The sequence below is a fragment of the Brevibacterium sp. HMSC24B04 genome (genome assembly GCF_001806835.1).
In the GTDB taxonomy this organism is placed as follows: Bacteria; Actinomycetota; Actinomycetes; order Actinomycetales; family Brevibacteriaceae; genus Brevibacterium; species Brevibacterium ravenspurgense.
Map to the genome: position 1 here is coordinate 1 of NZ_KV786068.1, position 19,583 is coordinate 19,583.

At 60.1% G+C, this 19,583-nt stretch carries 17 protein-coding genes and 1 pseudogene; 11 read left to right on the forward strand and 7 right to left on the reverse strand.

The features are described from left to right. Positions 1 to 49: 49 nt before the first annotated feature. The 3 genes from sucB to HMPREF3092_RS00020 form a co-directional block, all read right to left on the reverse strand. Positions 50 to 1,957: a 2-oxoglutarate dehydrogenase, E2 component, dihydrolipoamide succinyltransferase gene (sucB, locus tag HMPREF3092_RS00010; protein ID WP_070423408.1), complete on the reverse strand. Its 1,908-nt coding sequence runs from the start codon at positions 1,955 to 1,957 to the stop codon at positions 50 to 52. Positions 1,958 to 1,981: 24 nt separating this feature from the next. Further along, the gene (gene lpdA / locus HMPREF3092_RS00015; RefSeq protein ID WP_070423409.1) at positions 1,982 to 3,370 is read right to left on the reverse strand and encodes a dihydrolipoyl dehydrogenase; all 1,389 of its coding nucleotides are present in this window, start codon (positions 3,368 to 3,370) and stop codon (positions 1,982 to 1,984) included. A gap of 130 nt (positions 3,371 to 3,500) precedes the next feature. Then, positions 3,501 to 4,994 carry a leucyl aminopeptidase gene (locus tag HMPREF3092_RS00020; RefSeq protein WP_070423410.1) on the reverse strand — a complete coding sequence of 498 codons (1,494 nt, stop codon included), beginning with the start codon at positions 4,992 to 4,994 and terminating at the stop codon, positions 3,501 to 3,503. Positions 4,995 to 5,054: 60 nt separating this feature from the next. Between HMPREF3092_RS00020 and HMPREF3092_RS00025 the strand changes: the two genes are divergently transcribed. Next, a complete protein-coding gene (locus tag HMPREF3092_RS00025; protein WP_070423411.1) occupies positions 5,055 to 6,119 on the forward strand; it encodes a quinone-dependent dihydroorotate dehydrogenase in 1,065 nt (354 codons plus the stop codon). Positions 6,120 to 6,162: 43 nt separating this feature from the next. Here the strand turns inward: HMPREF3092_RS00025 and HMPREF3092_RS00030 are convergent, their stop codons facing one another. Then, positions 6,163 to 6,726, reverse strand: a complete 564-nt coding sequence (locus tag HMPREF3092_RS00030) for a DUF3043 domain-containing protein (RefSeq protein WP_070423412.1) — start codon at positions 6,724 to 6,726, stop codon at positions 6,163 to 6,165. 86 nt (positions 6,727 to 6,812) lie between these two features. On the opposite strand from HMPREF3092_RS00030, the gene HMPREF3092_RS00035 reads away from it, so the two are divergent. The 10 genes and pseudogenes from HMPREF3092_RS00035 to HMPREF3092_RS00080 all read left to right on the forward strand — a co-directional run. Beyond that, on the forward strand, positions 6,813 to 8,204 hold the full coding sequence (locus HMPREF3092_RS00035) for a dipeptidase (RefSeq protein WP_070423413.1): 1,392 nt from the start codon (positions 6,813 to 6,815) through the stop codon (positions 8,202 to 8,204). 83 nt (positions 8,205 to 8,287) lie between these two features. Next, positions 8,288 to 8,635 carry a HesB/IscA family protein gene (locus HMPREF3092_RS00040; RefSeq protein ID WP_019174957.1) on the forward strand — a complete coding sequence of 116 codons (348 nt, stop codon included), beginning with the start codon at positions 8,288 to 8,290 and terminating at the stop codon, positions 8,633 to 8,635. A gap of 13 nt (positions 8,636 to 8,648) precedes the next feature. Then, positions 8,649 to 9,290 (forward strand): leucyl/phenylalanyl-tRNA--protein transferase, encoded by a 642-nt coding sequence (gene aat, locus HMPREF3092_RS00045; RefSeq protein WP_231864022.1) that lies wholly within the window; start codon positions 8,649 to 8,651, stop codon positions 9,288 to 9,290. A gap of 145 nt (positions 9,291 to 9,435) precedes the next feature. Further along, positions 9,436 to 10,329, forward strand: a complete 894-nt coding sequence (coxB, locus tag HMPREF3092_RS00050; protein ID WP_070423414.1) for an aa3-type cytochrome oxidase subunit II — start codon at positions 9,436 to 9,438, stop codon at positions 10,327 to 10,329. After that, positions 10,326 to 12,029 (forward strand): aa3-type cytochrome oxidase subunit I, encoded by a 1,704-nt coding sequence (ctaD, locus tag HMPREF3092_RS00055; RefSeq protein ID WP_019174960.1) that lies wholly within the window; start codon positions 10,326 to 10,328, stop codon positions 12,027 to 12,029. The genes coxB and ctaD overlap by 4 nt, the downstream gene beginning before the upstream one ends. Next, positions 12,026 to 12,427: a cytochrome c oxidase subunit 4 gene (locus tag HMPREF3092_RS00060; RefSeq protein ID WP_019174961.1), complete on the forward strand. Its 402-nt coding sequence runs from the start codon at positions 12,026 to 12,028 to the stop codon at positions 12,425 to 12,427. Before ctaD ends, HMPREF3092_RS00060 begins: the two co-directional genes overlap by 4 nt. Positions 12,428 to 13,264: 837 nt before the next feature. Beyond that, positions 13,265 to 13,513, forward strand: a complete 249-nt coding sequence (locus HMPREF3092_RS11435; RefSeq protein WP_256174338.1) for a transposase — start codon at positions 13,265 to 13,267, stop codon at positions 13,511 to 13,513. Continuing rightward, positions 13,462 to 14,202, forward strand: a complete 741-nt coding sequence (locus tag HMPREF3092_RS00065; protein ID WP_256174350.1) for an IS256 family transposase — start codon at positions 13,462 to 13,464, stop codon at positions 14,200 to 14,202. Before HMPREF3092_RS11435 ends, HMPREF3092_RS00065 begins: the two co-directional genes overlap by 52 nt. Positions 14,203 to 14,243: 41 nt before the next feature. Beyond that, positions 14,244 to 15,460 (forward strand): IS3 family transposase gene (locus tag HMPREF3092_RS00075; RefSeq protein WP_141737908.1). Its coding sequence is split into 2 segments (ribosomal slippage): positions 14,244 to 14,505 and positions 14,505 to 15,460, totalling 1,218 coding nucleotides; the frame shifts between segments, so codons are not numbered across the junction. A 45-nt stretch (positions 15,461 to 15,505) separates the two neighbouring features. Next, positions 15,506 to 15,757, forward strand: a pseudogene (locus HMPREF3092_RS00080) (transposase); the annotation flags it as partial. 302 nt (positions 15,758 to 16,059) lie between these two features. Here HMPREF3092_RS00080 and HMPREF3092_RS00085 read toward each other — a convergent pair. The 3 genes from HMPREF3092_RS00085 to HMPREF3092_RS00095 are packed head-to-tail and all read right to left on the reverse strand — an operon-like array spanning position 16,060 to position 19,564. Further along, entirely contained in the window at positions 16,060 to 17,685 is a 1,626-nt protein-coding gene (locus HMPREF3092_RS00085) for a cytochrome bc1 complex cytochrome b subunit (RefSeq protein ID WP_061942767.1), read from the reverse strand. Further along, entirely contained in the window at positions 17,685 to 18,740 is a 1,056-nt protein-coding gene (locus HMPREF3092_RS00090; RefSeq protein WP_070423416.1) for a cytochrome bc1 complex Rieske iron-sulfur subunit, read from the reverse strand. The genes HMPREF3092_RS00085 and HMPREF3092_RS00090 overlap by 1 nt, the downstream gene beginning before the upstream one ends. Before the next feature lie 41 nt (positions 18,741 to 18,781). Further along, a complete protein-coding gene (locus HMPREF3092_RS00095) occupies positions 18,782 to 19,564 on the reverse strand; it encodes a cytochrome bc1 complex diheme cytochrome c subunit (protein WP_019174965.1) in 783 nt (260 codons plus the stop codon). Between the last annotated feature and the right edge of the window lie 19 nt (positions 19,565 to 19,583).

The window sequence follows — 19,583 nt, forward strand, 5'->3', positions numbered from 1 at the left end:
CCCGCGGATTTCTCCGCGGGCGCTTCTATTCAGGATCGATCAGGATCGATCAGAGGTCGAGATCGGCCTCGAACGAACCGTTCTCAAGGCGGTTCTTAATGGCCTTGAGGAAACGACCGGCGTCCGCACCGTCAACCAGTTCGTGGTTGTAGGTCAGCGGCAGGTACGCCATGTCGCGAATAGCGATTGCCTCGGTGCCGTCTTCGGTTGTGACAACCTGCGGGCGGCGCTTGATAGCACCGGTGCCCAGGATGCCGACCTCGGGGTGGTTGATGATCGGCGTGTCGAACAGAGCACCGAACGAACCGATGTTCGTGATGGTGAACGTGCCGCCCGACAGCAGGTCAGGGCTGATCTTGCCATCGCGAGTCTTGGACGCGACGTCGTCGATTGCCTTGGCCAGGCCAGCGATCGAAAGGTCGCCGGCGTTCTTGACGACCGGAACCAGCAGACCGCGTTCGGTGTCGACCGCAATGCCGAGGTTCTCAGAGTCGGGGTAGGCGATCTCTCCAGCCTCGACATCGAACGTGGCGTTGACACGCGGGTACGCCTGCAGGGCTTCTGCTACGGCCTTGGCGAAGAACGGCAGGTACGTCAGCTTAACGCCGTGCTTCTGCTGGAATTCTTCCTTCTTGGCCTTGCGCAGAGCCGAAACAGCAGTCATGTCGACTTCGGTCACCTGGGTGAGCTGAGCGGAGTTCTGCAGCGATTCGCGCATGCGCTGTGCAATGGTGCGGCGAATGCGCGAGGCCTTCTGCGTGGTGCCGCGCAGCTTCTTGGCTTCTTCCGAAACCTCGATGACGAAAGGTTCGCGGCCCGCAGGAGCAGACGCAGCCGGGGCAGAGGCACTGGCGGTGCTCTGTGCGGCAAGGACATCCTGCTTGCGGATGCGACCGCCGACTCCCGTTCCGCGCACGGTCGAAAGGTCAACGCCCTTTTCGCGTGCAAGCTTGCGCACCAGCGGCGTGACGTAGGGCGCCTGGCCGGAGGTCACGGTCTGTGCGGCCGAAGAAGCAGACTCGGCGGAGCGGCTGGGTGCGCTGCTCGATTCGCCCGCAGCCTGCTTGGCAGCAGCGGTCTGGGCTTCGTCATCCGATGCCGTCGACTCAGAGGCGGGAGCCTTCTTGGGCTCTTCCTTCGACAGGTCCTTTTCGGACTCTTCGATGGCTTCTTCTTCGACATCGGCTTCGTCAGCGTTGTCAGCTTCGTCAGCCGAGTCTTCAGCCTGGTCGGCATCGTCAGTGTTGTCAGCCGAGTCTTCAGCCTGGTCGGCATCGTCAGCGTCGTCCTGCTTGTCATCCGAAGCCGAAGCGTCGCCGTCGCCGATGCGCGCCAGGGGTGCGCCGACTTCAACGTCGTCGTCTTCTTCAGCAAGCAGTTCAAGCACGGTGCCTGCGACAGGGCTGGGGATTTCGGTGTCGACCTTGTCAGTCGACACTTCGAGAAGCGGTTCGTCGACCTCGACGGTGTCGCCGACTTCCTTCAGCCAGCGGGTGACGGTGCCCTCCGTCACCGATTCGCCGAGAGCCGGCATGGTGACTTCCTGCGATTCACCGGAACCGCCGGAGGGCTTGTCGTCCGACTTCGCAGCGGTAGCTTCGTCCTCTTCTTCGGCTGCGTCGTCTTCGGGCTCTTCGTCCGCCTCTGGCTCTTCGGCATCTGGTTCTTCGGCTTCTTCTTCGCCAGCGGAGTCGTCTTCAGCGGAGTCGCCGGAGCCTTCTCCGTCGCCGATGACAGCGAGGTCGCCGCCGACCTCGACGTCGTCGTCTTCTTCAGCCAGGATCTCCTGCAGAACGCCGGAGTACGGGCTGGGGATTTCGGTGTCGACCTTGTCAGTCGACACTTCGAGAAGCGGTTCGTCGACCTCGACGGTGTCGCCGACTTCCTTCAGCCAGCGGGTGACGGTGCCTTCCGTCACCGATTCGCCGAGAGCGGGCATCTTTACGGTGTTGGCCATTGTGTCAGTCTCCCTATGGCTCGATCAGCGGAAGTGCAGCGGCTTGCCGGCAAGCGCCAGCGCTGCTTCGCCGATGGCTTCGTTCTGGGTGGGGTGTCCGTGGATGAGCGATGCGACCTCTTCGGGGAAGGCCTCCCAGTTCACGATGAGCTGGGCTTCGCCGGCCTGTTCGGACAGGCGAGCGCCGAGTCCGTGAACGCCGACAATCGGGCCGTCCTTTTCGCGGATGATCTTGATGAATCCCTGCGTGTTGAGGATGGCGGACTTGGCGTTGCCGGCCAGCGGGAATTCGACCTTTTCGATCTTGTCTTCGCCGTACTTCTCAGCAGCCTTCTTTTCCGTGAGGCCGACGGAGAAGATCTCCGGGTCGCAGTAGGTGATGCGCGGAACGCCGGTTTCATCCAGCGGTGCCGGGTTCTTGCCCGCGATCTCTTCGGCAATGAAGATACCGTGCGCGAAGGAGCGGTGTGCAAGCTGCAGGCCGGGCACGATGTCGCCGGCGGCGTAGATGTTGCCGACACCGGTGTGCAGGCGATCGTTCGTGGTGACGAAACCGCGGTCGAGCTTCACTCCCTGCTCTTCGAAGCCGAAGCCTTCGGTCACGGGACCGCGGCCGACAGCCACGAGCAGAACCTCGGCTTCGAGTTCAGTGCCGTCTTCGAGGGACACCTTGACGCCGTCGGAGGTCTGCTCGACTTCCTTGAAGAACACGCCGAGCTTCTGCTTGATCTTGCGCTTCTTGAATGCGCGCTCGAGGCCCTTGGAAACGGATGCGTCTTCGTTGGCCACGAGGTTCGGCAGTCCTTCGACGATTGTGACGTCGGATCCGAAGGAGTTCCAAATGCTTGCGAACTCAACGCCGATGACGCCGCCGCCGAGCACGATTGCGGACTTGGGAACGCGGTCGAGGTTGAGAGCTTCGGTGCTGGTGAGCACGTTGCCGCCGATCTCGATGCCGAGTGTGCGGGAAGTCGAACCGGTGGCCAGGACAATGTTCTTGCCCGTCAGTTCGACATCGCCTTCGTCGGTGGAGACGGTGACGGTGTCCTTGCCGGTCAGCTTGCCTTCGCCGATGACGGTGTCGATGCCGGCCATTTTGATGAGGCCCTGCAAGCCCTTGTGGTTCTTGTCGGTGATGCCGCTCTTGAACTTCAGCACGTCTTTGACGTTGATGTTGTTGAGGGTGGCATCGATGCCGAACACGCTGGCTTCGCGTGTCGAGTCTGCGACTTCGGCAACGTGGAGGAGTGCCTTGGTGGGGACGCAGCCGCGGTGAAGGCAGGTGCCTCCGACCTTGTCGCGCTCAATGAGAGCGACCTTCATGTCAAGCTGCGTCGCGCGGAGTGCCGCGGCGTAGCCGGCTGTGCCACCGCCGAGAACGATGAGGTCGTAGTTGTTTTGCGAATCGCTCACGAAATGTGCTCCTAGCAAAATGGTCGGTTGAGGACCGCTGTGGCGGCTGGTCCTATCTTTTCACTTAATTCCGATAAAGTCCCGCCCCGGCTCGGCAGTGTGACCACTGTCAAACCGGGGACGGATGCGATCAGGCGAGGTTTTCGGCCACCTGGACGAGTGTGCGAACCGGAACGCCGGTGCCTTCGGCTGGGGTGTAGCCCCACGGCGATTCCGAGTTGAACGACGGTCCGGCGATGTCAATGTGTGCCCAATCCTGTTCGTCTGCGACGAATTCCTGCAGGAAGACGCCGGCGCTGAGCATGCCTCCGGGGCGCTTGCCGGAGTTCTTGATGTCAGCGGTTTCCGAATCGAAGTAGCTCAGAAGCTCTTCCGGGAAGGGCATCGGCCACATGGCCTCGCCGGTCTTCTCGGAGGCGAGGACTACGGCGTTGCGGGCATTCGTCCGGCCCATAACACCCGAGGTGCGGTTGCCCAGGGCGACGATCTGCGCACCGGTGAGGGTCGCGATGTCGATGATGAGGTCCGGGTTCTCCTTGCCTGCCGCAACAAGGGCATCGGCCAGCACCAGACGGCCTTCTGCGTCGGTGTTGGTCACCTCGACGGTCTTGCCGCCGTAGATGGTGATGACGTCGCTGGGGCGCTGTGCGTCCGATCCGGGCATGTTTTCAGCCATGGCGAGCCAGGCGGTGACCTTGACCGGCAGCTGCAGGCGGGCGATCGTGATGATGGCCTGAGCCGCGGCTGCGGCGCCGCCCATGTCGGACTTCATGTCCTCCATGCTTGCAGCGGGCTTCAGGGAAATGCCGCCGGAGTCGAAGGTGATTCCCTTGCCGACCAGGGCCAGGTGCTTGGAAGCACGGCGGGGTGCGTACTCGAGCTTCACCAGGCGGGGTCCGCGCTTTGAACCGCGGCCAACGCCGATGAGTCCGCCGAAGCCCTCGGCCTCGAGTTTCGCTGGATCCCAAACGGTTGCCTTGATCTTTTCGGCCTTCGCCTGCTTTACGACCTCAGCAGCGAACGTTTCCGGGTAGAGATCCAGCGGCGGCTGGTTGACGAAGTCGCGTGCACCGCAGGTGCCGCGTGCGATGACGGCACCGCGCTCAACAGCCTTGAGGTTGGACTTCGCCGTGAGCACTTCAATGCCGGCAGCAAGGGTCTTCGCCTTGTCTTCGGAACGGTAGGCACCGTAGCGGTAGGCGCCGAGCACGGCACCGGTTGCGATCGCTTCGGCAGCCGCGGCGTCGGGGCTGGGCAGAGCGAGCGCGACCGAACGGGCCTTCGTGATGCTGCGCAGAGCTGAACCGGCAGCGCGACGCAGAGCATCGAGGGCTGCATCTGCCTTGGTCGGTTCAGTCAGGTCAGCCGGAGAGAATTCCCCAAGTCCGGCCAGGACGACAGAACCTGCCGCGAATCCAGCGGGTGCGGGCACCCGCGCCGTCGAGTCGAGTCGGCCGGACGCGTCGACGCTGACGGCGGCCTTCTCGAGGTCCTTGGCGAGAGCGGGCTTGAGGTCTTCTGCTAGAACGGTGCCCTCAGCGGTCAGCCCGACCACAAGCACATCGGCCTTGGCCTTGTGCGCGGCCGCGGTGCGTCCTGCTGCGGATGGAATCGACTGGGTCATGCGAAACCTTTCTTCTGCTGTCATTTGTTCCCGCGCGCGCCAGGCGGTAAAGATAGCTTTATGTACAAAGCCCTCTACCGCTCTGTTCTTGTCCGCTCTGACGCGGAGCTGGCGCACAGCGCGAGCTTCTCACTTCTTAACCTACTTGATTCTCTTCCCGGGGGCGGAGATCTCATCAGCTCCCTGTTCGGTGTGCGACCGAAACCGGCCACCGTCATGGGCTTGACGTTCCCCAATCGTCTGGGGCTGGCCGCCGGGTTCGATAAGAACGGCGTGGGCGTCCGGGCGATGTCCCGGCTGGGCTTCGGCCACATTGAGGTGGGCACCGTCACTGCTGAGGGCCAGCCCGGCAATCCGAAGAAGCGGTTGTTCCGCCTGGCCCAGTCGGAGGGGGTTCTCAACCGCATGGGCTTCAACAACGATGGTTCTGAGCGGGCGGAGCGCAATCTGCAGCGTGCGCGCCAGCAGATTGCTGAGTTTCCTGAAGATCGCCGTCCCATCATCGGGGTCAATATCGGCAAGACGAAAACTGTTCCCTTGGAGCAGGCGGCTGATGATTACCGGGTGTCGGCGTCGCGTCTTGCGAAGTACGCCGACTACCTCGTGATCAATGTCTCCTCACCCAACACGCCGGGATTGCGGGATCTGCAGACGATCGAGGCGCTGCGTCCGATCCTCACTGCGGTTCTGGAAGAAACACGGGCAGTTGGCTCATCTGATGTGCGTTCGACGCTCGGTCACGTCCCGGTGCTGGTCAAGATCGCACCGGACCTCGCCGACGACGACGTTCTGGCTGTCTGTGACCTCGCATCGGAGGTCGGCCTAGATGGGATTATCTGCACCAACACTGTTCTGGACCGTTCGGTAGTCACCGGTGCGGATCGCGAACTTGCCGAGGCGGAAGCAGGAGGGATCTCGGGAGCCCCGGCTGCCGCGCGGTCCTTTGAAGTTCTGCGTTTGGTCCGCTCGCGGGTTGCGGAGGACATGACCGTCATCTCTGTTGGGGGAGTGCAGTCGCGTGCTGACTACCTCGCCAGGATTGCGGCAGGTGCAGATCTGGTGCAGGTGTACACGGGCCTCATCTACGAAGGTCCGCGCCTTGCACAGAAGATCCTCGGCCGCTGAATGTCCGGCTGCCGCTGCGGGTCAGCTGCAGCCGGCATGGTTGTCAGTTGGGATATTCGCGCCGGCCGACGAGGGCGCGGGGAGTGCGGAGCATACGCAGCTGAATGCTCCGCATAATCGCATAGAAGGTATTGCCGCGCTGCAGGTTTTCGGCTCCGAACTTGGCAGACATCTTCTTCTTCAGGGTGAAGTGCATGATGAAGCCGTCCAGAACCACGAGGCCCAGAAGCACATAGATGACGTATGTCGAATAGGCCTGCACCTGCACGTTTTGAATGAACAGGCTCACCAGCAGAATGACAAGAGCAATCGGGATGAGCAGCTCGCCGAAAGAGTAGCGGGCGTCGACATAGTCGCGGATGTAGCGGCGCTGCGGGCCGACGTCACGAGCGGGGAGATAGCGCTCATCGCCTTCCATCATCCGTTCGCGGATGTAGTTGCGCTCACGGCGCATTTCGGCGCGGGCCTCAGCCTTGGCTGTTTTGCGGTCTTCGGGTACGAGAGGGCGACGGCGAGCCTGCTCCTGCTGGCGACGGGACGGTGTGGGGCGGTTCTTCTTCGCCTCGGGGTCCCGGTGATGCTCGTTGGATTCTGGCTTGTCCGACATGCCTGGTTCGTCTCCTGATAATGCTCTCCGCACGTGTATTGTGCGCGCTGCTTCCTGTGGCTGTACGGCGCTAATAGTATCGGAGCATGACCATTTCTGAATCTCCACAGCACGGAACTGCTCTGTCCAAGGCTCTGCACGAGCGGCTGGACGCCATTTACTCGGTTGTCCTTGACAACCTCACCAAACTCGTCGCTGTGCCGTCGGTCGCATGGCCGAACGTCGATCCTCAGCACGTAGCTGATTCAGCGGCGCTCACAGCTGAGCTCGCCGAAGAAGTCGGGTTTGACAACGTCGAGATCCTGCGCGGTGCCAACCAGGACGGCAGCGAGGGGTATCCAGCGGTAGTGGCTCGCCGTGCGGCTCCGGAAGGGCAGCCCACGGTTCTGCTGTACGCGCATCACGACGTACAGCCCGCTGGCAGTCGCGATGACTGGGATACCGAACCGTTTGAACTTACCGTCAAGGGCGACCGCGCCTACGGTCGTGGTTCGGCAGATGACAAAGCTGGCATCCTGGTTCACCTGACTGCGCTGCGATTGCTGGCGGACGAACTTGATGTCGGTGTGACTCTGTTCATTGAAGGTGAAGAAGAAGCCGGCTCTCCCAGCTTCCGAGACTTCATTGAGCGCTACCGGGACAAGCTGGCTGCTGATGTCATCATCGTTGCCGACTCCGGCAACTGGGCGGAGGGCAAACCCGCACTGACCACGAGCCTGCGCGGCATGGCGTCGCTCGAGTTCACCGTTACGACGATGAAGCACTCGGTTCACTCCGGCATGTACGGGGGAGTGGCGCCGGATGCACCGCTCGCCCTCATCCGCCTGCTGTCCAGCCTGCACAACGAGGACGGTTCGCCGGCGGTCGAGGGGCTCGTCGCCTCTGAAGAGGCCGCTGTTGAATACAGCGAGGAAGACCTGCGCCGCGATTCCGGTGTCCTGCCCGGGACAGACCTCATCGGGCGCGGCCCACTCGCCTCGCGTCTGTGGTCGCAGCCGGCACTTACCGTCATTGGGATCGACATGCCGAGCGTGGCTGATTCCTCGAACACTCTGCACGCTCGCGCCGGTGCGAAAGTGTCGATGCGTTTGGCCCCGGGGCAAGACCCTGAGGCTGCTCTTAACATGCTCCGCAAGCACCTTGAAGAACATGTGCCCTTCGGCGCGCAGATCGAGTTCGGCGCATCCGAGTTCGGCAGCCCCTGGCAGGCCGACGAATCTGACCCGGTTCTCGGCAAGGCACTCGAAGCGCTGACCGATGGCTTCGGGGAGGAAGCGGTGAAGATGGGCTTGGGCGGATCCATCCCGTTCATTGCGGACCTGCTCGAGGTCTTCCCGAATGCCTCGATCCTCGTTACCGGCATTGAAGACCCTGACACTCGCGCCCACAGTGCCAACGAAAGTCTTTACCTGCCTGATTTCAAGCGGGCTATTGTGTCCGAGGCTCTTCTGCTCAAGCGGCTGGGTGAACGGGCCTGATCCGAGTTGTCGGCCGGGAATACTATGCTTGCCCCAGCCGTTTCCATACGTACCGTAGGCATTGCCGATGAATTGGAGTGAATATGACTGTTACAGAACAGGCGTCGCACGGAGTTGATCTTTCTTCAGCGGCAGCCGACAAAGTTCGCAGCCTCCTCGAGCAGGAAGGCCGCGACGACCTTCGCCTGCGTGTTGCTGTGCAGCCTGGAGGGTGCTCCGGCCTGATCTATCAGCTGTACTTTGACGAGCGCGTCCTCGACGGGGACGCAGTGCGCAATTTCGACGGCGTCGAGGTCATCGTCGACCGCATGAGCGTTCCCTACCTCGACGGATCCACCATCGACTTCTCGGACACCATCGAAAAGCAGGGCTTTACGATCGACAACCCCAATGCCGCTGGCTCGTGTGCCTGCGGGGATTCTTTCCACTGACGCACCTTCGTCAATGGGAATGCAACCGGCCGATCTCGCAGCTGTTTCACCGCAGCTGGAGATCGGCCGAATTGTTTCTGTCTATCGTGCCGGACTGTTTCCGATGGAACTCGGCGATGCGGGCGAAGACGGCTGCGGCTGGTGGTCGCCCAAAACGCGCGGTGTGCTTCTGCCGGGCGAGCTCAGGGTCTCTAAGAGCCTTCGCAAGTCGATGCGGGGAATGCGCATTACGTGGAACGAGGCGTTCGACGACGTCCTGGTCGGGTGTGCCGACCCCTCGCGCCCGGGTGCGTGGATCACCGACGACATAAAAGCCGTGTACACGGAGTTGGCCAGAACAGGATGGATGAAATCAGTCGATGTGTGGGACCGCGATGGCGAACTCATCGGCGGGCTGTTCGGGCTTGACCTGGGAAGCGTATTTGCGGGTGAGTCCATGTTCCACAAGGAAACCGATGCCTCCAAAGCGGCCCTCGTCGGACTCGTTCGCCACATGGAGGCCAGATGTGAGGAAGGCCCGTGGCTCATCGATGCGCAGTGGTCCACGCCACACTTAGAATCGCTCGGCGTGTCGGAAATCTCTGAGCTCGAGTACGCAAAAGCCGTAGAAATGCGGCTTCGCGGTCTTCACACACAGGATTTTCTCATGCAATGAGCAGGTGAGTATGAAATTTCACCCCCGTTAGCGGTAGGGTGGTTAAGACAAAGTCAGAGTTGGGTGACTTCCGTCGGTTGGCGTCGCACCTATGAGTGCCGCCCAACACGCAGGATTCATCCGTTAGGTATCCGAAAGGCTGCACGTGGATTCTCCGAATCAGTCAGCACGCAGGTCTCCGAAGGCCTGGGCGAAGAAGGTGGGCGCTGCAGGCGCCCTGGCTTCTTCTGCCCTCCTCGCCGGCTGCTCCAACGGTGCGCCGGAGCTGGGCTATATGCCCGCCGCTTCGAAAGGCGCGACGTCCCACACAGACGCGTACACCGCACTGTGGACCGGAGGCTGGATTGCTGCTCTAGCCGTAGGCGCCATCACATGGGGTCTGATGCTCTTCTGCATCGTCGCGTACCGCCGTCGTAAGAACGATCGCGGACTGCCGGTGCAGCTGCAGTACAACATGCCCGTCGAGATCATGTACACGGTCATTCCGATCATCCTTGTTGTCGGCTTCTTCTTCCACAACATGGCGCTGTTCGACGAGACCACGAATGACAAGACGCCGGGCGAAGAGAAGATCGAGGTTGTCGGCAAGCAGTGGGCTTGGGACTTCAACTACACCTCGCAGGACGTCCACTACGCAGGTGTTCAGGCAAACCTGGACGGTACTGAAAAGCCCGGTGAAGAAGCACCGACGCTGTACCTGCCGGCGAACACGGATCTTGAGATCCAGCTCCGTTCGCGCGACGTCATTCACTCTTTCTGGGTTCCCGCGTTCCTCGAGAAGCGCGACATGATCCCGGGCCGTGTGGCGACGCTCCACCTCAAGGCCCTGAAGGAAGGCGAATACCTCGGAAAATGTGCCGAGCTCTGCGGTGAGTTCCACTCCGAAATGATCTTCAACGTCAAGGTTGTGTCGAAGGACGAATACCTGGCCTACACCAACAAGCTCCGTGAACAGGGCAACACCGGTGTACTCGGCGAAGAATTCGACCGCACAAACTGGTACTCCAACCCATACCAGAAAGAAGGTGCTGACAAATGACGGCGGTAGCTGATCGCCCCGTCGACCTCGGTGCTGCACCGAAGGTTCCGGTGAGTAAGGGCAAGGTCATCGTCAACTGGCTGACCTCCACCGACCACAAGACGATTGGGTACATGTACCTGATCGCGTCGTTCCTCTTCTTCTGCATCGCCGGTGTCATGGCCGTGCTCATTCGTCTTGAGCTGTTCGCGCCCGGTATGCAGATCATCGAAACGAAGGAACAGTACAACCAGCTGTTCACCATGCACGGCACGCTTATGCTGCTGATGTTCGCAACGCCGCTGTTTGCCGGTTTTGCCAACGTCATCATGCCGCTGCAGATCGGTGCTCCCGACGTCGCATTCCCGCGACTGAACGCATTCGCCTTCTGGGTGTTCCTCTTCGGTTCGCTCATCGCCTGCTCCGGGTTCCTGACCCCGCAGGGTGCAGCATCGTTCGGGTGGACGGCTTACGCTCCGCTGAGCAACACCACGTACACGCCCGGACTGGGCGGCCACCTGTGGACGCTCGGCATCGCCTTCCAGGGCTTCGGCACGATTCTCGGTTCCGTGAACTTCATTACGACCGTGATCACCATGCGCGCACCGGGTATGACGATGTTCCGTCTTTCGGTGTTCTCCTGGAACGTCCTGATCACGGGTATCCTCGTGCTGATGGCATTCCCGCCGCTGGCGGCTGCTCTGTTCGCTGTTGCAGCAGACCGTGTTCTGGGCGCACACATCTTCAGCCCGGAGAACGGCGGACCGATTCTGTACCAGCACCTGTTCTGGTTCTTCGGCCACCCTGAGGTCTACGTGATTGCACTGCCGTTCTTCGGCATCGTGTCTGAGATCTTCCCGACCTTCAGCCGTAAGCCGATCTTCGGCTACAAGATGCTTGTCTACGCGACAATCGCGATTGCAGCCCTGTCGGTTACCGTTTGGGCTCACCACATGTACGTCACCGGTGCAGTCATGCTTCCGTTCTTCGCGTTTATGACGATGCTCATCGCGGTTCCGACGGGTGTGAAGATCTTCAACTGGATCTTCACGATGTTCCGCGGTTCGCTGACCTTCGAAACCCCGATGCTCTGGTCGATCGGCTTCCTCGTCAGCTTCGTCTTCGGTGGTCTCACCGGCGTTGTTCTGGCAAGCCCGATCATGGACCAGCAGGTGTCCGACACCTACTTTGTTGTGGCTCACTTCCACTACGTGATCTTCGGTACCGTCGTCTTCGCGATGTTCGCCGGATTCTACTTCTGGTGGCCGAAGTTCACCGGCAAGATGCTCAACGAAACACTTGGCAAGATCCACTTCTGGATTCTGTTCATCGGCTTCCACGCCACCTTCCTCATCCAGCACTGGCTCGGTGTTGAAGGCATGCCGCGTCGATACGCTGACTACCTGCCGCAGGACAACATCACCTGGCAGAACCAGCTTTCGACCGTCGGCACGATCATCCTTGCAGCTTCCATGATCCCGTGGTTCTGGAACGTGTGGATCACCGCACGCAAGGCGCCGAAGGTCACCGTGAACGACCCGTGGGGCTACGGCGGTTCGCTCGAATGGGCAACCTCCTGCCCGCCACCGCGTCACAACTTCACGTCGCTGCCCCGCATCCGCTCGGAGCGCCCGGCATTCGACGCGAACCACCCAGAACTTCTGGAACTGGCTGGTCACCCCAGTGACGCTTACTCGCTGCCCGAAAGGAGCACCAAGTGAGGATCTCGGGCCTGATTTTCAGTGCAGGAATCTTCTTCTTCATTCCTGTCGCGTTCGTCTACGGTTACCTGACGGACTTCAAGGAACTGGTTGGATTTCCAGCTATCTTGCTTGTTGGTCTGATGTCGCTCATGATCGGTGCGTTTGTCTTCTTGGAGGACAAGAAGATGGGCAAGCACCCGCAGGACATCGAATCTGCTGAGATCAGCGATGAATCCTACGAGTACGGCTTCTACAGCCCGTGGAGCTGGTGGCCTTTGGCTCTGGCTGCAGGCATCGGCATCTGCTTCCTCGGGGTTGCAGTCGGCTGGTGGATCATGCCCTTCGGTGGCGTGCTGTGCCTGGTATCCCTGATCGGACTCGTATACGAGTACGATCGCGGCAACCACGCGCACTGATCAGCTCTGACTGAAGCGCCCCCGTGCATTGTGCACGGGGGCGCTTTGTTGTGCTTCTTAATTCCCAAGTGTGGTCTTTGTGACTGCGCCGCTTCACTGTTATTAGATGATGCCCGCGCCTCTGCACACGTGAACAGGGTGGATGCCCATCCAGAACAGATTCATCTCAAAAATGAAGGCAATCTCGTGTGTGCTCACTTCGCTGAGGCATCATCTGCGCACACCAACAGCTTCGAAAACAACGTTGCGAACATAAAGGCCACCTCGAGACTTCGAGTCTGTCACTGCTGCTCGTTGCGCCTGTAGGCTGCCTTCCCGTCTGTCCGGATTCAGGACAGCGTTCGCTTCTGCCGCTGAGAACTGGACCGCTGATATCTTGCGTCTCCGTTCACGTCCCCTTTTTGGTGACGTGTCGCCCTTTAGCTGGATTCTGCGCCCTAGCAGCAACTGCTAACGGGAGTTTCAGTTGCTGAACGGAGTCTCGATGCGGCTAAAGCGCGGATTTGCTGCTAACGGGTGGCGCGCGGAATATTGGCAGCCATGCAACAACCGCGCTGGCAAGAAACAAACCACAGGTCTCAGTAGGTTCTACAGATTTGGGCACATATAGAGGTGGAACCGCACGGAGCCGCCTCATCTGTGGGTTGCGTCCCTTAGTGTGGTGTAACGCTTTGTGATGGTGGGCCCTGGGAAATATAGGGGCGGCCACCGTCAGTAACCTTTCGACTCTGCTACCACATCTCACCGAAAGGCGCATGACGATGACCGCTGCTCCGCATTCTATCGACCCTTGCAACCTATCTGGACGATCTGCTGGCACAGGCTTTCCCGGATCTGATGCGTCAGATGTTGCAAGGGTTTATCAACCAGATCCTTTCCGCCCAGGCTGATACCGTCTGCGGGGCCGAGTACGGCGTCGCTTCGGCCGAGCGGGTCAACCACCGTAACGGGTATCGCCACCGTGACTTTGATACCCGTGTGGGCACGATCGATGTCGTAGTGCCGAAACTGCGCCGCGGCGCGTTCTTTCCGGACTGGCTGTTAGAGCGCCGCTCACGGGCCGAACGAGCCTTATCGACTGTGTGATCGCGACCTGCTACCTCAAAGGGGTTTCTACCCGCAGGATGAATGACCTGGTGGCGATACTTGGGATTTCCAACATACCGAAATCCCAAGTATCGCGCATGTCGGAAGAACTCGACGAGATGGTCGCAGACTTCAAAAACCGCCCACTCGATCCCGGCGGGTACGCCTACCTGTCCTGTGACGCATTGACGATCAAAGTCCGCGAAGGCGGCCGGGTGGTCAAATGCTCCGTACTTTTGGCCACCGGTGTTAACGCTGACGGCTACCGCGAAATGCTCGGCATGCATGTCGCCACTGCGGAATCCAACGCATCGTGGAAAGGCTTCTTCCAGGCCTTAAAAGCCCGCGGGCTTCGTGGTGTCTTCCTTATCACCAGTGACGCCCACGAAGGAATCCAGCACGCCATTTCTGAAGTGCTTCCTGATGCGTCGTGGCAGCGCTGCCACACCCACTTCGCGAAAAACCTCTACGAAAAGGTCCCGAAAACACAATGGCCGATGGTCTCTGCGATGTTCCAGACCATCTTCCAGCAACCCGATGCATCATCTACTTGGGGACAAGCCCGGGAAGTCGTCGACTTGTTGGAGCCGAAATTCCCGCAGGTTGCGGCCTATCTGGAGGAGTCGCTTGATGAGGTGTTGGCGTTTACCGTAGCCCCGAAACCAGTCTGTGAGGTTACCCTCGTTTAGTGGACACCCTATTAGTGCGGATCTTGTGTCCGTAGGAGAGGATGTTCATTGTGAGTCAACAGCGCAAGAAGTACACGCCGGAGTATCGGCGTGAAGCCGCGAACCTGGTAATAGAGTCGCGGCGTCCGATTGCTCATGTGGCTAAGGAGATTGGTGTGTCCGCCGGGCTTTTAGGCCGGTGGGTCAAACTCGAGCGTGAGCGCCGAGGAGCATCAGATGGGATGAGCGAGGCTGATCTTCGTGCTGAGAATGCTCGTCTTCGTCGGGAGCTGGCTGAAGCCAAGATGGATAACGAGTTTTTGTCAAAAGCGACAGCCTTCTTCGCTGCGAAGCAACGCGAGCAGAAAAGTTCGAATTGATGCAGCAGGAGAAGGCGAACTACAGCATCAAGCGCATGGCACGGCTTTTAAAAGTGTCTCGGTCTGGATACTACAAATGGGCCCATACGCAGCAGAAGCGACTATCGGGCGAAGATGATCGTGCAGCATTTTACGATGATGTTGACCGCAAGATTCACCGGATTTGGAAAGACTCCGATGAGGTTTATGGTGCGCCGCGGATCACCGCAGAACTTGCCGAGCGCTACCACATTGCGCTTAACCGTAAGACTGTGGCTAAACGGATGTGCATGATGGGGATTGAGGGGATTTCACCGCGGGCCTTTGTCCCGGTGACAACGATTCAAGCTAAGCGTAAGTCCACGCTTCCTGACCTGGTCAAGCGCATGTTTGATACTGGTGAGCTCAACCGGGTGTGGATGTCAGATATTACCTACTTGCGCACCGGTGAAGGCTGGTTGTACTTGTGCGCGGTCCGCGATGGCCATTCCCGCCGGGTGCTGGGCTGGGCTATGGATAGCGTTCAAGATACTTCCCTGGTCGAGCGGGCCCTGCGGATGGCGCACACGTTGCGTGGTGACGTTCCTGATGGGCTGGTGTTTCACGCTGACCGCGGAGCTCAATTCACTAGCGAGCAGCTCTGGGAGGTTTGCCGCAGCCTGGGCATTGCTCAGTCCGTGGGGCGTACTGGTGTGTGCTTTGATAACGCGATGGCTGAGTCGTTCTGGTCGACGCTTAAAACCGAGTTCTACGACCGTAAGCGCTGGACGACCCGTGATGCTGCACGCAAGGCCGTTGCCTACTGGATTGAAGTCGTCTACAACCGTCGACGCCGACATTCCGCACTCGGCATGGTCAGCCCCGTCGACTTTGAGAACCAAATAGGTCTAATCACTAGCAGAAAAGAAATAGCTGCCTAACCACTAGGTAGCTCCACTACGTGTCCACGATTTGCGGGTAACCCCATCTGGACAAAAGTATCGTCAAACAACCCAACCGAGCGGTTAAACCGGGAGATCCGCCGCCGCACCGATGTCGTGGGCATCCTCCCGAACCGCGAATCCATCATCCGGCTCGTCGGCGCAGTTCTTGCCGAGCAGCACGATGATTGGATCCAACAAAAGCGCTACATGTCACTATCCGCACTCGAGCACACCAAACACCTCATGCACCACCCAGGAGATGATCACGGCGACAAAAACCAGCTAACCGCCTAACCACAACCCCGAACGACATACCGAGCCGAAAGCTACACGGCTACACCACTACCCGAGACTTGACCGAGGGCCGGACTGAGTGGAAAGACTGGCCTGGCTGCAGGCGGCTAGGCGAGAGCGCGCAACCCACCACGCCATATTTGCGCTTTAATGCAAACTCACGCGCAAATGCGCCGCAGCACCGCGCAAAACTGCATTGAAACGTGATTCTAGGCCGGCTGGAGGGGGCACGAGGTGGAGCGCCGGCAGACAAAGCAGAAGCCCCGCAGCCTCAATGGCTGCGGGGCTTCAGCTGCCTATTGTCAGTTCAGCTTTTTGCTGTCAGCTGCTTCGACCTCTTCGTGGTCATGGTGTGCAGCGTCAAGCTCTGCCTTCGTGACAGGAGCAACGCGGTCTTCATAGAAGAATCGTGCAACACGTGCGCGGCGCTTCTCCGCCTTGGTGATGACTCCGTCTTCGTTGGGCTGCGCGGGGATGTAGCCCGGAGCTTCGAAGGCGGTCAGTTTCCACAGCTTGTCTTCTGACAGTGGCTTGTGGCGCTCCTGGAACTCACCGTGGGGCAGACGGATGATTTCACCCGACTCGAAACCGTGCAGTGCGATCTCACGGTCCTTGCGCTGAAGGGCCAGGCAGATGCGCTTAGTCACGATGTAGCCGACGATCGGTCCAAGGAAGAACAGTGCTCGGAAGATGTAGATCATGTCGTTAAGCGACATGTGGAAGAACACTGCGATGAGGTCACCCGAAGCTGCTGCCCACAGGTTGATGTACCAAATGGCTGCCGCCACACCGAACGCGGTGCGCGTGGGGTTGTTGCGCGGACGTTCCAGAACGTGGTGTTCGCGGGTGTCCTTGGTCAGCCACTGCTCGAAGAACGGCCAGACGATCATCCCGACGAACAGAACTCCGGTGGCAAGAAGCGCGGTGTTGATGTTAACGGAGATCGGGTAGCCGAAGACGTAGAATTCCATCCAACCTGGCATGATTCGGAGGAATCCATCGAGCCAGCCGATGTACCAGTCAGGCTGGGTACCAGCCGAAACGGGGGAGGGGTCGTACGGTCCGTAGTTCCAGATCGCGTTAATCGTAAACACACCGGAGATCAGGGCCAGCAGGCCGAAGATCATGAAGAAGAAGCCGCCGCCCTTAGCCGCGAACGTGGGCAGAACGGGTTCGCCGACAACGTTGCGGTTGGTGTGACCGGCTCCGGGCCACTGTGTGTGCTTGTGAATCACGACGAACATCAGGTGGGCACCGATCAATGCAATGAGCAGTGCTGGCACGACCATGATGTGCATCGAGTACAGGCGGGACACAATGTCTTCGCCAGGGAATTCCCCGCCGAACAGGAAGAACGAAATGTACGTTCCCACCAGCGGAATGGACTTCAGCAGACCGTCGATGATTCGCAGACCGTTACCCGACAGGAGGTCGTCCGGCAGTGAGTAGCCGGTGAAGCCGGCTGCCATGCCCATGGCGATGAGGCCGACACCGATGATCCAGTTGATCTCACGGGGCTTGCGGTAAGCGCCGGTGAAGAACACGCGCATCGCGTGGATCGAAAGAGCGGCCATGAACAGAAGAGCTGCCCAGTGGTGCATCTGACGGATGAACAGACCGCCGCGAACCTCAAACGAAATGTAGAGGGTCGATGCGTATGCCTCAGATATCTGTACACCCTTGAGCGGGACAAACGGACCTTCGTAGATCACGTGACCCATGGTGGGGCGGAACCACAGCGTCAGGAAGGTTCCCGTAAGAACCAGAATGATGAAGCTGTAGAGTGCAACCTCGCCGAGCATGAACGACCAGTGGCTCGGGAAGATCTTCCGGCCGAACTCCTTGACGGCCTTGGAAGCGCCGGTGCGGGATTCAACCCAGCGGCCACCGGCAATCAGTGCTTTGTTGTCAGTGAGTGTGTTGCTCATCAGGCGTCAGTCTCCCTCGTGTTGATCTCCCAGAAGGTCGGACCAACGGGCTCGTGGAAGTCGCTCTGGGCGACCAGGTAGCCTTCGCTGTCGACTTCGATCGGCAGCTGCGGAAGCGGACGCTTAGCAGGGCCGAAGATGACCTTGCAGTGCTGAGTCACGTCGAAGGTTGACTGGTGGCACGGGCACAGCAGGTGGTGCGTCTGGTGTTCGTACAGAGCGACAGGGCATCCAACGTGGGTGCAGATCTTGGAGTATGCGACAACTCCGTCAACGCCCCAGTCTTCCTTGCCGGGCTCAGTGTTGAGTTCGTCCGGGCTGATGCGCATAAGCAGAACAGCAGCCTTGGCCTTTTCGTTCAGCGGCTCTTCCGACTTGTGCATGCCTTCGGGCACCACGTGGTAAGCCGAGCCGATCGTGACGTCAGCGAGCTTGATCGCGCGCTCTTCGCCTTCACCGGGAACACCGCCCGGGTCGAGCACCAGACGGACGCCCTTCTTCCACAGGGTGGTGAAGAGTTTGTCGCCCGGCAGCGGACCGAGGTCGCGCAGGACGAGGACGGCAGGCAGGGGAGCGATTGCAACGGCCGCGATGAGCATGTTGCGCAGAAGCGGACGGCGGGCAATACCCGACTCTTCCTTTGCCTGGTTGAGGATTTCCAGAGCAATAGCCTGGTCTTCTTCAGAACCGGCAATCGAGTGGCGATCTTCAACGATTTCGGCATCGGGCAGAAGCGTGCGTGCCCAGTGGACAATGCCGATACCGAGGCCGAACAGCGCAGCAGCCGAGCCGAGACCCAGCATGAGGGTCTGGAGGCGCAGGCCTGCGTGGGTGGGCTCTTCTCCCTTGGGTCCGAACAGGAAGAAGGAGACGATGAACCAGATGGTTCCGATCATCGACAGCAGGAACCACAGGGCTACCTGACGCTCTGCCGCCTTTTCGGCCAGTGGTTCAGCGTCGGTGATCCTGGGGTTGTGTTGCGGCAGGCCGGGGTTCTCAAACCCGTTCACCGGCTCAAGCTGGCCGGTGGTGCCAGTGTTGTGACTCGAGGTCATGTGCATCCTCGTCTAGTACTCGAAACGGATAAGGGCTTGGCTTACTTCGACCGGGCGGTGAGCCACACGGTGATGCCGATGACTGCGGACAGTCCGAAGAACCAGATGAAGAGACCTTCAGCAACCGGGCCGAGGGCTCCGAGCTTGAAGCCTCCCGGGGAGGGCTTCTTGGTGTCTTCGATGTAGGCGATGATGTCGCGCTTGTCTTCGGGGGTGAGGTTTGCGTCGTTGAAGATCGGCATGTTCTGCGGGCCGGTCTGCATTGCCTCGTAGAGGTGGCGCTCGGAAACTTCGCTGAGGTTCGGAGCGTACTTGCCTCGGGTCAGAGCACCACCGGCGCCGACCACGTTGTGGCACATGGCGCAGTTCGTGCGGAACAGGCCGCCGCCTGCTGCAGCGTCGCCCTTGGAGGCGTCGAGGTATTCAGCATCGGGAATTGCCGGGCCAGGACCAAGCGAGGCGACATATGCAGCCATGTCGTCGATTTCGTCCTGGTCGAACTGCGGGGCTTTCACGGGAGCCTGGGGGCCGTGCATCTGGAGCGGCATGCGGCCTGTGCCAACCTGGAAGTCGACCGCTGATGCGCCCACGCCGATGAGGCTGGGTCCGTTTTCAGTGCCTTCGGCGTTCATGCCGTGGCAGGTTGCGCAGTTCGTGACGAACAGCTTCTGACCGGCGTCAATCTGGTCAGCGGAGTATTCGTCTGCGTTGGCATCGCTTCCGCCGGTGAACAGCGCGTATGCCCCGCCGGTGAACAGCAGTCCGACCAGCAGGAGAACAACGAGCGCCATGGGGTGCCGGCGGCGTTCTGCAAGAAACTTCACGAGTCTTGTCCTTTACTAA

Bases quoted from the DNA above. Each gene is read 5' to 3' on its own strand.
- sucB (WP_070423408.1), bottom strand. From the start codon at position 1,957: ATGGCCAACACCGTAAAGATGCCCGCTCTCGGCGAATCGGTGACGGAA.
- HMPREF3092_RS00020 (WP_070423410.1), bottom strand. From the start codon at position 4,994: ATGACCCAGTCGATTCCATCCGCAGCAGGACGCACCGCGGCCGCGCAC.
- HMPREF3092_RS00025 (WP_070423411.1), top strand. From the start codon at position 5,055: ATGTACAAAGCCCTCTACCGCTCTGTTCTTGTCCGCTCTGACGCGGAG.
- HMPREF3092_RS00030 (WP_070423412.1), bottom strand. From the start codon at position 6,726: ATGTCGGACAAGCCAGAATCCAACGAGCATCACCGGGACCCCGAGGCG.
- HMPREF3092_RS00035 (WP_070423413.1), top strand. From the start codon at position 6,813: ATGACCATTTCTGAATCTCCACAGCACGGAACTGCTCTGTCCAAGGCT.
- HMPREF3092_RS00040 (WP_019174957.1), top strand. From the start codon at position 8,288: ATGACTGTTACAGAACAGGCGTCGCACGGAGTTGATCTTTCTTCAGCG.
- aat (WP_231864022.1), top strand. From the start codon at position 8,649: ATGGGAATGCAACCGGCCGATCTCGCAGCTGTTTCACCGCAGCTGGAG.
- ctaD (WP_019174960.1), top strand. From the start codon at position 10,326: ATGACGGCGGTAGCTGATCGCCCCGTCGACCTCGGTGCTGCACCGAAG.
- HMPREF3092_RS11435 (WP_256174338.1), top strand. From the start codon at position 13,265: ATGCGTCAGATGTTGCAAGGGTTTATCAACCAGATCCTTTCCGCCCAG.
- HMPREF3092_RS00085 (WP_061942767.1), bottom strand. From the start codon at position 17,685: ATGAGCAACACACTCACTGACAACAAAGCACTGATTGCCGGTGGCCGC.
- HMPREF3092_RS00090 (WP_070423416.1), bottom strand. From the start codon at position 18,740: ATGACCTCGAGTCACAACACTGGCACCACCGGCCAGCTTGAGCCGGTG.